The sequence below is a fragment of the Lactiplantibacillus nangangensis genome, from assembly GCF_005405065.1.
Taxonomy (GTDB): Bacteria; Bacillota; Bacilli; order Lactobacillales; family Lactobacillaceae; genus Lactiplantibacillus; species Lactiplantibacillus nangangensis.
This window is the reverse complement of sequence record NZ_BJDI01000022.1, coordinates 1-14816: the sequence shown is the minus strand read 5'-3', so window position 1 is coordinate 14816 and position 14816 is coordinate 1. Positions and strand designations below refer to the sequence as shown.

At 43.7% G+C, this 14816-nt stretch carries 16 protein-coding genes; 7 read left to right on the top strand and 9 right to left on the bottom strand.

From position 1 onward, the window contains the following. Positions 1–84 precede the first annotated feature (84 nt). Both FFM70_RS13345 and FFM70_RS13340 read right to left on the bottom strand, forming a co-directional pair. Positions 85–915 (bottom strand): alpha/beta hydrolase, encoded by an 831-nt coding sequence (locus FFM70_RS13345; protein ID WP_137617339.1) that lies wholly within the window; start codon positions 913–915, stop codon positions 85–87. Between the two features lie 681 nt (positions 916–1596). After that, positions 1597–2322 (bottom strand): GntR family transcriptional regulator, encoded by a 726-nt coding sequence (locus tag FFM70_RS13340; protein ID WP_137617338.1) that lies wholly within the window; start codon positions 2320–2322, stop codon positions 1597–1599. A gap of 123 nt (positions 2323–2445) precedes the next feature. Between FFM70_RS13340 and ybaK the strand changes: the two genes are divergently transcribed. Beyond that, the gene (gene ybaK / locus FFM70_RS13335; protein WP_137617337.1) at positions 2446–2952 is read left to right on the top strand and encodes a Cys-tRNA(Pro) deacylase; all 507 of its coding nucleotides are present in this window, start codon (positions 2446–2448) and stop codon (positions 2950–2952) included. Between the two features lie 4 nt (positions 2953–2956). Next, entirely contained in the window at positions 2957–3739 is a 783-nt protein-coding gene (locus tag FFM70_RS13330; protein WP_137617336.1) for a hypothetical protein, read from the top strand. Positions 3740–3826: 87 nt separating this feature from the next. Here the strand turns inward: FFM70_RS13330 and FFM70_RS13325 are convergent, their stop codons facing one another. The 3 genes from FFM70_RS13325 to FFM70_RS13315 form a co-directional block, all read right to left on the bottom strand. Beyond that, a complete protein-coding gene (locus FFM70_RS13325; RefSeq protein ID WP_137617335.1) occupies positions 3827–4480 on the bottom strand; it encodes an HD domain-containing protein in 654 nt (217 codons plus the stop codon). Positions 4481–4489: 9 nt separating this feature from the next. Beyond that, complete coding sequence (locus FFM70_RS13320) at positions 4490–5239, bottom strand: response regulator transcription factor (protein ID WP_137617334.1); 750 nt, start codon at positions 5237–5239, stop codon at positions 4490–4492. 196 nt (positions 5240–5435) lie between these two features. Next, positions 5436–5963 carry a DUF1836 domain-containing protein gene (locus FFM70_RS13315; RefSeq protein ID WP_137617333.1) on the bottom strand — a complete coding sequence of 176 codons (528 nt, stop codon included), beginning with the start codon at positions 5961–5963 and terminating at the stop codon, positions 5436–5438. 423 nt (positions 5964–6386) lie between these two features. On the opposite strand from FFM70_RS13315, the gene FFM70_RS13310 reads away from it, so the two are divergent. Continuing rightward, a complete protein-coding gene (locus tag FFM70_RS13310) occupies positions 6387–6743 on the top strand; it encodes a hypothetical protein (RefSeq protein WP_137617332.1) in 357 nt (118 codons plus the stop codon). Between the two features lie 70 nt (positions 6744–6813). On the opposite strand, the gene FFM70_RS13305 is transcribed toward FFM70_RS13310, so the two are convergent. Beyond that, the gene (locus tag FFM70_RS13305; RefSeq protein ID WP_137617331.1) at positions 6814–7233 is read right to left on the bottom strand and encodes an Hsp20/alpha crystallin family protein; all 420 of its coding nucleotides are present in this window, start codon (positions 7231–7233) and stop codon (positions 6814–6816) included. 27 nt (positions 7234–7260) lie between these two features. Further along, on the bottom strand, positions 7261–7602 hold the full coding sequence (locus FFM70_RS13300; protein WP_137617330.1) for a hypothetical protein: 342 nt from the start codon (positions 7600–7602) through the stop codon (positions 7261–7263). 160 nt (positions 7603–7762) lie between these two features. On the opposite strand from FFM70_RS13300, the gene FFM70_RS13295 reads away from it, so the two are divergent. After that, entirely contained in the window at positions 7763–9136 is a 1374-nt protein-coding gene (locus FFM70_RS13295; RefSeq protein WP_137617329.1) for a hemolysin family protein, read from the top strand. A 190-nt stretch (positions 9137–9326) separates the two neighbouring features. Continuing rightward, a complete protein-coding gene (nrdI, locus tag FFM70_RS13290) occupies positions 9327–9800 on the top strand; it encodes a class Ib ribonucleoside-diphosphate reductase assembly flavoprotein NrdI (RefSeq protein ID WP_137617328.1) in 474 nt (157 codons plus the stop codon). Positions 9801–9895: 95 nt separating this feature from the next. Here the strand turns inward: nrdI and FFM70_RS13285 are convergent, their stop codons facing one another. Then, positions 9896–11068 carry an MDR family MFS transporter gene (locus FFM70_RS13285; protein ID WP_137617327.1) on the bottom strand — a complete coding sequence of 391 codons (1173 nt, stop codon included), beginning with the start codon at positions 11066–11068 and terminating at the stop codon, positions 9896–9898. 19 nt (positions 11069–11087) lie between these two features. Beyond that, a complete protein-coding gene (locus FFM70_RS13280; protein WP_137617326.1) occupies positions 11088–12476 on the bottom strand; it encodes a class II fumarate hydratase in 1389 nt (462 codons plus the stop codon). Positions 12477–12704: 228 nt separating this feature from the next. Here FFM70_RS13280 and FFM70_RS13275 point away from each other — a divergent pair, with 228 nt between their 5' ends. Both FFM70_RS13275 and zwf read left to right on the top strand, forming a co-directional pair. Next, positions 12705–13058, top strand: a complete 354-nt coding sequence (locus FFM70_RS13275) for an SdpI family protein (RefSeq protein WP_137617325.1) — start codon at positions 12705–12707, stop codon at positions 13056–13058. A gap of 123 nt (positions 13059–13181) precedes the next feature. Further along, a complete protein-coding gene (zwf, locus tag FFM70_RS13270; protein WP_137617324.1) occupies positions 13182–14660 on the top strand; it encodes a glucose-6-phosphate dehydrogenase in 1479 nt (492 codons plus the stop codon). Positions 14661–14816: the final 156 nt, after the last annotated feature.

Below are 14816 nucleotides of genomic sequence, written 5' to 3'. Positions count from 1 at the left end.
AACCTCCATAACTTTGATAACCTAAGGATATCAAGAATATGGAGACCATAAAATACGTCATCTTATTTACTGCTTACTATTTTTTTAATTGATATGGCCTGAATTTAGCCCTGATACTTTTGAATCCAGTGGCAGCCAATCCAGCGCCCGTAATAAATAGCGATCCCAGAAATCCCATTCATGGTTTCCAGCACCCGTTTCGTAGACATGCTCAACTTGATGTTGCGTCAAGAATTGATCAAAGTCGTCATTGACCGGTTTTAAGTCATCATCGTTCCCAATCGCCATATAAATCGCTGGTAAGGTTGCGTGTTCAGCTTGTAGTCGTTCAATCAACACTTTTGGATTCAAGTCGGACTGACTAACAGCCGCCAAATCTGAGCCAAAGACATGATGTTGATAAGCCGCTGTTTCAGCGAACCAAGCAGGTTTAGCCGGTAATTTTTCCATACCTGGTCCAACTAATAGCCCCGCCGAGAGCATGATAATGGCCCCAAAAGTTTGATGGAACCGTAACCCGTTGTATAATGCCCCATAGCCGCCCATTGAAAGACCGCCAATAAAAGTGTCCTCACGCTTTATCGATAGTGGGAACGTCCGCCGCGTAAACGCGACTAATTCTTGACCAATAAATTGACTGTATAGGTCCGTTGACCAGTTGTGATCAGTGTAAAAACCATTTTCACCGGCTGGCATCACAACCGCCAAATTACGTTCGTCAGACCAGCGTTGAATGCGCGTGCCAGAGACCCAATCAACTTCACTACCTAACATACCATGCAACAAATACAAGGTTTTGAATGGTCCAGTCGGGGTCTGCCCTTGCGCATCCACTTTATCAGTTGGTAAGCAAACGAGTAGCGGCACAGTCCGATGCAAGGATTGTGCCATAAAATTCAATCTAATTAATGCCATTTTGTAAACTTCCTTCTCACATTTTGATTTACTTTAATTGCCGCTCCGGGTGGCCCGGATGAGGCTGGAACGTGGTGGCCACGGTTGTGAGCCACAAAGCGGTCTCACAAGCCGTGCTTTTTCTAAGCTGGCAAGCCCACCCAGCTAAGAAAAATTTCACCACTGAGCCTCATCCCGCCCCCCCTACGCTAATCAACGAATCCGACGACAATTAGACTAAGTCCACTGAATGAAGCGCTATCATTATTTGATAACAAAAAATTGCTTACTCAGACAACCTACTGAAACCCAAAGCAAGCAACCTTAATATGATGCTCATTCAGTATTCCTAACTAAAGTTTAAGTCAAAAAGTACCATGATGCTAGACTAATTCTACTTAAAAAAAACAACTATCCACTGTTAAAAATAACGACCTCAGCCCCAAAAGAACTGCTGCTGAACTAAACCTTTTCACCATTTAGGTCTCAAACCCAAACAGCAAAATTAACCGTCAATCTAGCCGTGAGGTCGGGTCCGCTGAGGCTCAGTGGTGAAATTTGACTTAGCTGGCGGTGATCTTCCGGCGGCTTAGTCAAAGGCCGGCTTGTGAGACCGCCCTTTGGCTCACAACTGTGCCCACCACGTTCCAGCCTCAGCGAACCCGACCGGTCGGCGGCAAGCACCGACTATCCGAATTTCCGTTACTGCTCAGTAGAAACAAATGTCGTGTATTTCATATATTTATAATGTAGCCGCATGTTAGACACTTCAAAGGGCGTCCCATCGTCCAAGAAGAAGATTCCGCTCATCACACCAACTGGTTCCGTTGGCTTCAAGCCTAACAATTTTTGGTCTTCGGCAGTTGAGGCATCCGCTGAAATCGACAAAAACGATTTTGTGACTGCCGACTTCAATGACTCTTGCACATAAGTAAAGATGGACTTGCTAACCACCTGCCGATTGAGTTCTGGCACTAATTTAATTGGAATATAGCCGACTTCGATCATAAATGGCTGGTCATCGAGTAATCGCAACCGTTTAATTTCATAAACAAATTCATCAGGCGCCAAAAATAGGTCTTGTTGCAACTCTTGACTTGCAGGAATGACCTGAAAGTCTAATAATTGAATACTAGGTTGAGCGCCTTCAGTATTCAAACTGTCCGTAATCCCTAAGTTAGTCCCTTCGTACTTAAATGAAGACTGATTTTTAAGATATAATGGATTGATGAACGTTCCCGAACCCCGCTTTTTGAAAATCAAACCTTGATTAGCCAGTACATTCAAGGCGCGTTTGATGGAACTCCGGCTCACTTGGTACTGTTCACTGAGGCTACGCTCATCTGGTAATTTTTTATCAGCAAATTCATTGGCCATGATACGTTTGTTCAAGTCAGTGATCACTTGTTGATAAACTAAATCTGCCATCACGATTCCTCCCCTACTTTAATTTCTTACCTAGAGTATAGCAGAAATTAAGGCCGTTGAGTGAATTGCACCGGTCCATTTTAAAAATTGGAACGTATATTTTATATTGTGAGGATGAAAAATATGTCAAAAAAGCGCAAAAAAAACGACGGCTTAGGCAAAACCTTAGTCGAGAAAATTTTAGATAAAGCCAATATTAGTTATCAACAGTACGAATTTCCAACCAAAACAGAAGGTGATGTCGAACAATTACAAGTTGATCACCTCGGCGTCGATGAACACCATATTTATAAAACACTAGCCCTTACTGGCAATAAAACCGGCCCATTGGTTGGTGTCTTACCAATTGATGAACATCTGAGCTATAAAAAGCTCGCTAAACTATCTGGCAATAAAAAAGTTGGCATGATTCCATTGAAGGACTTGGAACGCACCACCGGATATGAACACGGTGCCAACACCCCAGTCGGCATTTGGGAAACTAAGAAATTTCCAATCTATCTCAATGACAGCGCCAAAAAACAAGGTCAAATCTTAGTGTCATCCGGTAAAATCGGCCGCTCAATTGAAATCAATGCCGAAGATCTGCGCAAACTTGTCCACGGAACCTTTGGCGAAATAACGGAGTAAGCCTTTGGCACAATTTATCGAGAACCTCTTAATCGTCTTGTTGAGTCTGCTCGGATTGCCGGCACTGTTTGCTTGGATTTTGACGCTCGTCAACCGCCAGTCCAAAGCCAGTCTCGTTGACCGCTATGGCATGAACAGCCAAGTTTATCTCGGCTGCTTAGGCATCATCATTCATGAACTCAGTCACTTGATTATGGCCGTCATTTTTCATCACAGCATCCAATCGGTTCGGCTCTTAAAGTTGCCCCATTTAAATCAAGCAAATGGCGCGGACGACGACTTAGCACTGGGCTACGTAAACCATAATTGGCGACAAGCCAGTGTTTATCAAAACGTTGGCAACTTGTTCATTGGCGTTGCCCCAATTTTTGGCTGTACCGCTAGTTTGCTTGGGCTGGACGCGTTGCTTTATCCTGGACTAGCCCAAGCCATCTTCAAGCTGGCTGATCATCCCTTTGACCCGGATTGGACTGGGAGTTGGACTGCCTTAACGACTAATTTCGGTGGTTGGTGGCAATTGCTATTACTACTTTTACTAACTATTTTAATCGTACTAGGTGGCTTTGATTTGAGTCCGGCAGACTACCAGAATAGTTCACTGGGGCTCACGACCATGCTCATCCTTTTAACAGCCATGACTGTAATTTTCACAATTTTTAAACCTTATACAGTCGTCTTTATGAAAGCCGTCATGTCTTTTGGGGTTACGGTCGCCATGATTTTAACTTACTCACTAGTCGTTTCAGTCATCTTGATGTTAGTCATCAAATTATTACCGCAACGATAAAAAAGGTGTTTTGGATTTTTCGCCAAAACACCTTTTTTACGTCCTTTTATTAACTAAGTTCAACTAACAAACCGGCTTAGCCTAGTCCTAATGGTCATCAGCGGCCCATTCCGCCTTAAATTGTGCCACAAAGTCCCGCATCACTTGGGTGCGTTGGTGCGCCAATTCTTTGGCCGTTTCAGTATTCATCAGATCTTCTAGTTTAAATAGCTTTTCATAGAAATGATTAATCGCAGTCCCCGGTTCTTGGCGATACTGCGCTTTAGTCATATTTTCACGAGGTGCCACGGCTGGATCATAGATCTTTTCACCAACATGTCCAGAATAATATAACGCCCGCGCAATCCCAATCGCCCCGATGGCATCTAACCGATCCGCATCTTGCACAATTTGGCCAGCCAATGACAATCGTTGCGCACCAGCTAATGATTTGCTAAACGACATGTGGTCGATAATATCAAAAATTGCCACCTGATCAGCTGGCGTGACGTGAATCGCCGTCAATTGATCGGCCAAAGCTTGATGTGCCTTAATCGGGTCTGCCATCAATTTATCATCAATCACATCATGTAACCACGCTGCCGCTTGGGTCAGCGTTAAATCAGCGTGTTCCGCCTTAGCCAAGCGCGTTGCTAATTGCACGACCCGTTGTAAATGGTCAGTGCCATGACCACTACGATCCTGCGCCAACCGCTGTAAAGCATACGTTTTAATGGCCGTTAATTGTGCATCCGTTATCATTTAATCATCCTATTCCTGAGTTTGATAATAGGCACGTAATTTTTTGATTGTCCCGCGGCTAAAGGATAAAGCGTCACCATTGGTCATGGTCACAAGTCCTTTATTAAAATTAACCGTGACGATCTTATCTAAATTAAGTGCGTAGCTCTGGAAATCGTTGAAAAAATGGCCACTGACAAGTTGTTCCTTGATCGTACTCAAGTTCTTATGCACTAAATAACCCTGGTTTTCAGTCACAATGCGCGCCGTCCGCAAGCCATGAACTTTTTCACAATACACGATATCCTTAAGCTTTAGCTTTAATAATAACGCGCCACTGTGTAAATTCAAAGTTGGCTCTGGCGCCTCATTTAGCGTTCCTAGTCGCTTCTTGATGACTTCTAGGACTTCGCGAACATGCGGTGCAAATTTTTCGCGGTTAAACAAATCCATTTTAGAAATGAACCCAGTCGGCGTTGTCATGGCATTTAACGTCTCTGGCATCATATCTTCACGCACAGAAACGTACACAATAAAGCCGTCTGGATCATAGTCTCGAATCTTGGAAGCCAATTCGATCCCGTTGGTCGCCTGCTTTAAGACGATATCTAAAAAATAGATATTCGGTCCACTGGTCTTCTTCACCGCATCTAACACATCATCAGGTTGCCAGACTGATGCCAACTCGTAATTAAAACCTAATTCATCAAGCTGGGCGGTGATGATGTCGGTTAACCAGAGACGTTGTTGTTCTTGGTCGTCACTGATAAATACCTTCATGTCATTCACTCTTTCTCAAGGTAAATAAACCTCACTAACTTTTAGTGGGGAAAAAGACTTACCTGCATTCTGATTCAATTGCTTGCAATCGATTATAATACCCTTTAATCATACTAAACCAAATAGCTTCCGGCAACTAAAAAAGAGACCCTGACCAAAATTTAGTTATCAGTCAATAAGTCTCTTAGTCTAAAATTTACTTTTCAATTTGCGTTGGTTGCGTTTGAGCTTGATTTAACCGCAACAATTCATCGGTTCTTAATTTATCCACAATCAGTTGAGCTGCTGCCGTCGTTAAGCTGCCACTCAAGTCTTGATCAGAAACTCGGGTCGGTTCATCTAAGTGATGCAGCCGGTCAATGAGCGCCGTGATGAAACTATCATAAGCCCGTTTTGGATAGCCAGTTGCAGTGACTTGGTCGATTCCCTGACGAATCATGTCTAAAGGATAACTTGGCTTCAACAAACTGATCACAATGATATCAGCCAATTGCATGATCTGATACTTTTTCTTGACCGGCGACAAAATCACCTTATGCTTCACATAATTATTGATCATCGCTGCGGTAACTGCGTCCACTCCAAGTGGCTGTAAGGTTTCATTAATGAGTAATAACACTTGATCCATATACAAATCAAAGTTTGGTAATTCGGTCCATTTCGGCAAGATGACCTTGTTCATCCGATGCCGCCAATCTTCATAAGTTTCCGTTGTCGTTGCCATTGGTAATCCCTCCTCAACTCGTTACCATCATTATATACAGATTAACTAGTCATGTAAACTAGATTTCCTTGTAAATAGCATTAATAACGGAATATGTTATATACTTGGTGCTGGTTAAAATTGCCGCCTGCCGGTTGGTTGCTAAATGACTGAACTAAAAATAATCAATCACTAATTTATTAATAGCCATTAATTAACGTCGGGCGGGTCAGAATTGGCTCAGTGGTGTCGTTTATCTTAGTCGGTGATTTTCCGACTTAGATAACCCCCGTCTTGTGGTAGACCGCACTTGGCTTCCAAACGCGGCCACCACGTTCCAGCCAATTCTGGACCAACCAGAGTGGCAATTTAAACCAACTAGCACCAAACGTATGTTATGATTTAAAGGTCGATTTAAATTTATAGAAAAAGTGGTGCCTTAAAATGTATGAAATGACTAAGAAACATCGCACTGGCGATGACGTCAAAGAGCTTATTCCCCAACCTGTCATCGATGGGTTATGGGCTCGGCTCAATGAAATGCGTAAAGAAAAGTTGCTCATCGATACAACCATGGCCATCATGTTTAGTGATGACTTTGAAGACCACAAGATCTTCTTTATGACGTTACAAAAAGAAGGCGCCTTTGCCAACGAATACGAAATGGCTTATGACGGCCCGAAGGATTTCCTTGGTAAAGGAACCATCGTCATCTTCAAGGATCGTCCTAAGACGATTCAAATGAGCATCTCCGCCGCAAATAAAGCGCCGGAAGCAACCCCTGACGACAACGCTAAATAACCACAAAAGGTGATCAATGAGCTTTTTACAACTCATTGGTCACCTTTTTTCAGTCTATTAGAATTAATGATTACTGAATCGTAATCTTGCCGGCATCATCCGCAACCTTTTTTGGTAAGGTCACAGTGAGTAAGCCATCATTATAGTGTGCCTGAATCTGATCTTTAAGCACGTTCTTGAAACAGAACCGGCGTGTTAAATCTTCAGCAGGGCGTTCGCGATGCAACATCCGACCGTCGTCATCACGGTCTGGACCATCCGTCGGTTGCGCTGCTCGAATCGTCAAGCAGTCGTCAGCATAGCGTACCGTAATCGCATCCTTATCATAACCGGGTAATTCAGCGGTCACCGTATAATCATCATCGTGTTCAACCACATCAGTCTTCATGACTAAATGGGCGTTCAAAACGGTCGTCACCTCGCGATGAGCCTTTTTGAGCATTGCAACTGGATATAAGTCGTCTAACCGACCAAATAAGTGCTGGCGCATGTTCAAGCCCCCTATAACAAATTAGTTTTAGTAAGCCTCTTGATGGATCGCGGCTGCCAATAATTCCAACGCATGATCACGAGTACCGACAACATCCAAGTTGAAGATAATGGAATCAATGTCGCCACCCTTAAAATCAAACTGTTCGAAATAAATGTATGGATCTTCACCGTCGACTTTTGAGAAAGCGGCTTCAATTTTTTGAGCAAACCCTTCGGCCCAATCTTCATCATCCATTTGATTGAAGTCTTCTCTAGTAACATAGCCATTGGCGCGGATTAAATCCATCGCTTTTTTGACATCGCTGTCCTGATAAACCAATTTCTTCGAATCCTCATGAATCTTAGTTTTCGTTTCTACTGGCATCACAAAAGATCTCCCTTAACTTGAGTTACCTCTAGTTTAGCACCATTTCATGTAAACGTTAAACTTCTTTCTCTGATTGCAAATTATGGTGACAATCCTTATAATAATAGCTACTCAGCGTTATACTTTAAGTAACTAATTATATGAAATGAGGAATGTTTCTTTGGACAGTGGCCAGATAATATTAAATTTAGTCATTATTGTCATTACGTTCTGCGTCGCCGCTTTCTTTGTGGCCTGTGAATTTGCTTTAGTTCAGACCCGACCAAGCGCCCTCGAAGAAGAACAGAAAAAGCGTGAAAAACCTTCCAAGCGGATCGCCACTTCACTGCACATGGTACAAAACCTCAATGAATACCTCTCAACGACCCAAGTTGGGGTTTCATTGGCCGGAATCATTTTAGGTTGGATTGGTGAACAAACGACCGAGCATTTTGTGCTTCAATTGCTGGATGTCTTTCACCTTTCAATCAGTACTTCGATTCTCCGCGGGATCAGTATCGTGCTTGGGGTCTTTATCCTGACTTACTTAGAAGTCGTTTTAACCGAAATCGTCCCTAAGAACATTGCGATCGATATGCCATTAAAAGTCATGGCCGTCATTACCACGCCATTACGTTGGTTCCACGTGATTTTTTACCCGTTTGTTTGGTTGCTCAATACGTCTTCGACCGGTGTGGTCAAAATGCTCGGCATTCCAGTTGCGAATGAAGACAATGATGTGTACTCCCAAGCAGAAATTTTGAACTTATCTCGGAACGCGGTTTCTGGCGGGCAATTAGACCGTGATGATTATTTGTATATGGAACGGGCTTTCGAATTTAACGATAAAATCGCCAAAGATATCATGATCGACCGAACCCAATTAGTCGTCATCGACATCAATGATACGGTTAAACAAGCGATTCGCGTCTATTTGCAAAAACGGTTCAGTCGTCTTCCGGTTGTGGCTAATAATGATAAAGACAAGATTTTAGGTTATGTTTACAACTATGATTTGATTCGTCAAGGTGAAGTTGATGATGAGATTCGTGTCAATAAAGTCTTACGGAATATCATTACAATACCTGAAACGACTCCCATCCAGGCCATCTTACAAAAGATGATCGACAAGCAAACACCAATCGTCGTCGTTGTTGACGAATACGGTGGGACTAGTGGGATTGTTACCGATAAAGATATCTACGAAGAACTCTTTGGGACTGTTAATGATGAAATTGACAATGTTTCAACCGAATACGTCGAAAAACAAGCCAATGGGAACTTTCGGATTAGCGGTAAAATGACACTTTACGATTTTGAACGTTTCTTCAAGACAGATTTACAAGAATTTGAGGATTCGGACGTCGTCACTTTAACCGGCTACATCTTGGATAACTTTCCTAAGATCCAAGCTGGAGATACCGTCCAGATTGCAGATTTTGATTTTAAAGCCTTAGACTTTGAAAATGCGTATATCAATTGGTTTGAAGTCAGTCGTCGGGCAACGCCAGTCGTTGCGCAGCCAACTGATGATGATGACGATTCTGAAAAGTAAGTTTGAATTAGGCACTGGTCATTTCGATCAGTGCCTAATTTTTAGTTAAATTGGTCAGTCGACCTTTTTAGCTGAGACACTATGAAGACAGCATTTAAGCCCCATAAACACCGTGAGTGCGTTAGTTGCAAAACAGTGTCGCTCAGCGTAGACTTAACATACAAATTAAGACAGAAATGAGGAACCAACTGTGAGTGAATCGACTATCAACATCATCTATATTTCAATCGAAGGGAACACCCGCTCATTTGTCACTGGCATGCAGGACTACGCCAAGACACAACATGCAGCCGACGAAACCAACCCTTTGATCACGTTAAAAGAGATCACTGAACAGTCCGATTTTGAAATCGAGACCAAGCCCTACTTTGCCTTTGTACCAACCTACTTAGACGGCGGCAACGGTATCGACAACGGGGTCAAGGAATTGATGACTAATGTTCTCGGTGAATATTTAAGCTACGATCAAAATCCGAATGCTTGCATCGGTGTCGTTGGTAGTGGTAACCGTAACTTTAACGAGCAGTATTGCTTGACCGCTCGCCGTTACGCGGAACAATTGGACACCGACTTCATTGCTGATTACGAATTGCGCGGCACTTCCGTTGATACGGAACGGATTTATAACGTTATGAAAGAACGCTTAGCTGCTTTAACCAACTAAACCTTGAAACGAGCATAATCTGGCTCGTTTTTTTTTGCCAAAAAAGCGTTGCAATTGTCGATTGGCAATTGCAACGCTTTTAAATTCGGTCAAAATTAACCATTCAATAGTTTTTCATGCCGGGCACGAACTAAGACGATTCCGAGTGTCGTCAACATCATGAGTGTCACCACAATGAATAAAACTGAATAAGAGAACTGCGCGACCATCATCCCACCGAACAATGGTCCCACGGCCCGGCCCATCGAAAGTGCCATGTTAAAACGGCCCTGATACTTGCCGCGCTGATCCACCGCCGCCATATCGTCGACCCAGGCCGGTACGATTGGTAAGCCAATCACTTCCCCAATCGTGAGTACGACCATGATAATAATAAAGTCAACGTATTGGCGCGCAAAAACTAGCCCCAAGAAAGATAACGCAAATAGTGTAATCCCAAATGCAACCTGCGTCCCGATCTTGAAACGCTCGTTAAACAACGTCACGATTGGCTGGCTCAAAATAATCAACAACCCATTAATCGTCCAAACCTCACTATACCGCCGGAATGGAATCCCCAAATTTGTCATGTGAACTGATAACAGGCTCTCCCACAAAGCATAGCTTAAATAAATCGTAAAGATCATCAAACAAATTAACCAAATCAATTGTCGTTTACGTTTAGACGTGGTATCGGTCGTGACGCTTTTAGTCGACTTCTTCGCCGTCGTCACGGGCGTCAATGACACGTTAAAAGTCGATAAGACAATGCCGAACAGGCCAACGTAACAAGCGGTGGTCACCATGAAGACAACATCGATACCTAAATCCAACAAGTAACCGACCAACAACGTTCCAATCACGACCCCAACATTCAACGCCAGATAGAGCATGTTGAACACGTAGCGGTTGGACTTACTCGTGACCGTGGCAGCATAGGCGTTGACGACCGTCATACTAATCCCATCGCCAAAACCCACTATAATCAGTCCCGCCGCGTACGGCAATAAACTGTGCCAAAAGATCAGTGTGGCTAAGGTAATCGTCGAAATTGTGACGCCTAAAATTGCCGTCCAATAGGGTCGCCAACGGTCAAATAAGCGACCACCAACGTAATTGCCTAAAATCATCGCCAGCGACATACAGAATAAAACTGTCCCTGAGAACGTTAAAGTCTGTTTCAAATAATTATGCATGTAGACCGTCGTTAGCGGCCACATGAACGCGGCCCCAGCGTTATTGAGCAAATTTGCTAACAATAACCACCGTAACCGAACTTCCTTTTGCATTCATTTCACCTAAAGTTTCCTAGTCTTCCCGTTCAATATTCGTCATTTTTAACGGGTCGACCCAATTATCAAAATCCGTTGCTGACACATAGCCACTCTTCAAAGCCGCTGCGCGTAACGTACTGCCATCCTTTTCGGCCAATTGCGCAATCTCAGCCGCCTGATGATACCCAATGTGCGGCGACAACGCCGTCACCGTCATCAACGACTGATCGACTAGTGCCCGCATCCGTTCTTTGTTCACCGTCAACCCAGCCACTAATTTTGTTGTGAAGCCGTCGATCGTTCCGGCTAACAAATCGGCCGACTCCAAAAAGGCCGCAATGATAACCGGTTTATAGACATTCATTTCAAAGTTGCCTTGGCTCGCTGCAAAGTTGATGGTCATATCGTTCCCCATTACCCGAGCCGCCGCCATCGTGAGGGCTTCAATCTGGGTTGGATTGACCTTCCCCGGCATAATCGATGAACCGGGTTCGTTGGCAGGAATCGTCAATTCACCATAGCCCGCCCGTGGACCACTCGCCAAGAAACGAATATCGTTGCCAATTTTGACTAAATCCGCCGCTAATGTCCGCAAAGCACCATGGACGATGTTGAGCCCAGAATGCGCCGCTAAACCAGCAAAGTTATTCTGAGCGGGAACAAATTTCAGGCCATAAGTACCGGCCAACTGTGCCGTCACTTTCTCAGCAAAGGTTGGGAGCGTATTTAGCCCCGTTCCCACCGCGGTCCCGCCAATTGGTAATTCCAACAGAGTCGGTGTCAGTTGCTTTAAATAGGTCAAATCATGATCAAGCATACTGATCCAGCCACTGACTTCTTGGCCAAAGGTTAATGGCGTCGCATCCTGCAGATGAGTCCGGCCAATTTTGACCGTTCGCCAATATTTTTTCTGCTTGGCAGTCAACGCATCAATCAAATTCTGGATTTGCGTCATCACTGGTTTCAAAGCGACGGTGGCAGCAATGTTCATCGCCGTTGGAAACGTATCGTTAGAACTTTGTGATTGATTAATATCATCATTTGGCAAAACTGGCGTGGCTGGATCAATCGTCGCGGCTACATGCGCTAAAACTTCATTGACGTTCATATTGGTCTGCGTGCCTGAACCCGTTTGGTAAACGTGCAACGGAAAGTCAGCACTCAATTCGGCATCATCGAGTGCTAATAGCTGACGAACTGCCTGACTGATGACGACCGATTTTGCTGGCGACAAAGTAGCCAATTCCTGATTGACCTCTGCGGCCGCCTGCTTAATTTGTAACAACGCCCGAATCACCTGCACGGGCATCAATGGCCCATGGGGAAAATTGTGCCGACTGCGCTCTGTTTGTGGTCCCCAAAGTGCGGTCGCCGGAATTTGAACGGGACCTAAAGTATCTGATTCTTCACGAAAAGTTGTCATTTCAAAAAGCCTCCCTGACTCAAATTTGCCTGCCGATTATTGTGGAAACATTATTTCTAAGTATACTCCGACTAACGCCGCGGACCTAGTAAAGCGGCCAAAATAAGCCGACGATTCCCGAACAAATTATCATTTTCTTAAACCGAAAGTCGACACGTTCGCCTGATGATTGCTATAATAAATTAAAGCGCTGTCGGTAGTGCTAATTTAATGAATGCGAGGTGCGTGATGGCAACAAACAGTTTTGGTTTGGCGCCTGGCTTTTTGGTCATTTTAATCATCTGGATCTATCAAAAAATTCGGATGCCCAAGATGCGCTCACTAGCCGGGTATATGTCACGCCGAGCAATTAAAGATGAAGAGACGTGGCAATTTGCCCAACGATTTTATTCAATGTTTGGCATTGAAATCTTCACCATTTTGTTCATTGGTTCAGTTTGTGGCGGACTCTTCAACATTGCTTGGCTACAAAGTATCAATATGCAAGCCTTGGCCCTAGGAATTGGGTTAGTCTTGCAAAATGTCGCCACGGAACGTGAATTACGCCTGCAATATCCTGAAAAAAAGGCACCCAAACATTAAAAAAAGTGCTTTATGATTGACCGTTGGTGGTAATTGCTTAATATTAGTAATGGTAACTTTTACAATTTTGACTTAAATTCCAATTAAACCAGTATTCTATATTCTAGTAAAGAAGTGAAATTGATGAGTAAAGAAAAAATCGCCTTGTTCACCATTTTTGGTGGGACTGGGGACTTAGCCCAACGCAAGCTCTACCCTTCATTATTTAAACTCTATCAAAAAGGGTATTTACAAGACCATTTTGCCGTTATCGGGACTGCTCGGCGACCATGGAGTGATGACCACTATCATGAAATCATCGCAAACTCGTTGGCCAGTTTAAATGCCGATGCTAAGACCGTTCAAGCCTTCGCTAGCCATTTTTACTACCAATCACATGATGTGACGGATGCCCAACACTACGTGACATTAAAACGGCTCTCCGAAAAGTTAGACGCCCAGTATGGGTTACAAGGGAATCGGATTTTCTATTTGGCCATGGCGCCAAACTTCTTTGGCACGATTGCACAACATTTGAAGTCTGAAAACATTTTGACTGATAATGGTTTTAACCGGGTCATCATCGAAAAGCCTTTTGGTCACGACTTCGAAAGTGCTAAAGAATTGAACGATGCGCTTACGGCGACCTTCAATGAAAATCAAATTTACCGTATCGATCATTATTTAGGTAAGGAAATGATTCAAAATATTTCGGCCATTCGTTTTGGCAACAATATTTGGGAATCATTGTGGAACAACCGCTACATCTCTAATGTCCAAATCACATTGAGCGAAAAACTCGGTGTCGAAGAACGGGCCGTTTATTATGATAACAGTGGTGCCCTACGCGATATGGTCCAAAACCACATTTTACAAATCTTGAGCTTACTCACGATGGATCAGCCGGTAGAATTTACCGAAAAAGACATCGATATCGAAAAGGTCAAGGCATTACGGAGCTTACGACCATACAAACCTGAAGAAGTCGCTGATAACTTCGTTCGTGGCCAATATGCGGCTGATGGCGACGTCAAAGCTTATCGTGATGAAGACAAGATTTCACCAGAATCCAACACGGATACATTCGTGGCTGGTAAAGTGATGATCGATAACTTCCGTTGGTCAGGTGTCCCGTTCTACGTGCGGACTGGGAAACGCTTAGCGGACAAGTTTACCCGCATCGACATCGTCTTCAAACGGCCCGTTGTCAATATCTTCAATCATGACGACAACGCCTCTGATTCAACTAACGAATTAGCACCAAATGTGTTGACCATTAACGTTGAACCAACTGAAGGCTTTGAACTTCGGATGAACGCGAAATGTGTGGGTCAAGGCTTTGCCACGACCCCAATTCAATTGGATTACGATCATGATTCCGAAGCAACTGCCAATAGCCCCGAAGCGTATGAACGCTTATTACACGACGCTTTAAATGGTGATGCAACCAACTTCACCCACTGGCAAGAAGTTGCTTACTCATGGAAATTTGTCGACGTCATCCAGAAGTATTGGGATGAACATACCCCAGACTTCCCTAATTATCGCCCAGGCACCATGGGACCAACTGCTTCTGACGAGTTGTTGAAGCGTGATGGTAACGAATGGGTTTATAAAGATTAATTAATTTAATTACTTAAAGGTCGGTTATTACTGCTATAGTCCCCTTAAGGTTGACAGATGAAAAACTATAATTCATCTCTCAATCTTAAGGGGATTTTATTATGCCTAGAACTAAGTTTACGCCACACAAAAAAATAGCCATCATTCAAGGGTTAG

Coding starts and splice junctions, on each gene's coding strand:
- FFM70_RS13345 (WP_137617339.1), bottom strand. CDS start 915: ATGGCATTAATTAGATTGAATTTTATGGCACAATCCTTGCATCGGACT.
- FFM70_RS13340 (WP_137617338.1), bottom strand. CDS start 2,322: ATGGCAGATTTAGTTTATCAACAAGTGATCACTGACTTGAACAAACGT.
- ybaK (WP_137617337.1), top strand. CDS start 2,446: ATGTCAAAAAAGCGCAAAAAAAACGACGGCTTAGGCAAAACCTTAGTC.
- FFM70_RS13325 (WP_137617335.1), bottom strand. CDS start 4,480: ATGATAACGGATGCACAATTAACGGCCATTAAAACGTATGCTTTACAG.
- FFM70_RS13320 (WP_137617334.1), bottom strand. CDS start 5,239: ATGAAGGTATTTATCAGTGACGACCAAGAACAACAACGTCTCTGGTTA.
- FFM70_RS13315 (WP_137617333.1), bottom strand. CDS start 5,963: ATGGCAACGACAACGGAAACTTATGAAGATTGGCGGCATCGGATGAAC.
- FFM70_RS13310 (WP_137617332.1), top strand. CDS start 6,387: ATGTATGAAATGACTAAGAAACATCGCACTGGCGATGACGTCAAAGAG.
- FFM70_RS13305 (WP_137617331.1), bottom strand. CDS start 7,233: ATGCGCCAGCACTTATTTGGTCGGTTAGACGACTTATATCCAGTTGCA.
- FFM70_RS13285 (WP_137617327.1), bottom strand. CDS start 11,068: ATGCAAAAGGAAGTTCGGTTACGGTGGTTATTGTTAGCAAATTTGCTC.
- FFM70_RS13280 (WP_137617326.1), bottom strand. CDS start 12,476: ATGACAACTTTTCGTGAAGAATCAGATACTTTAGGTCCCGTTCAAATT.
- FFM70_RS13275 (WP_137617325.1), top strand. CDS start 12,705: ATGGCAACAAACAGTTTTGGTTTGGCGCCTGGCTTTTTGGTCATTTTA.
- zwf (WP_137617324.1), top strand. CDS start 13,182: ATGAGTAAAGAAAAAATCGCCTTGTTCACCATTTTTGGTGGGACTGGG.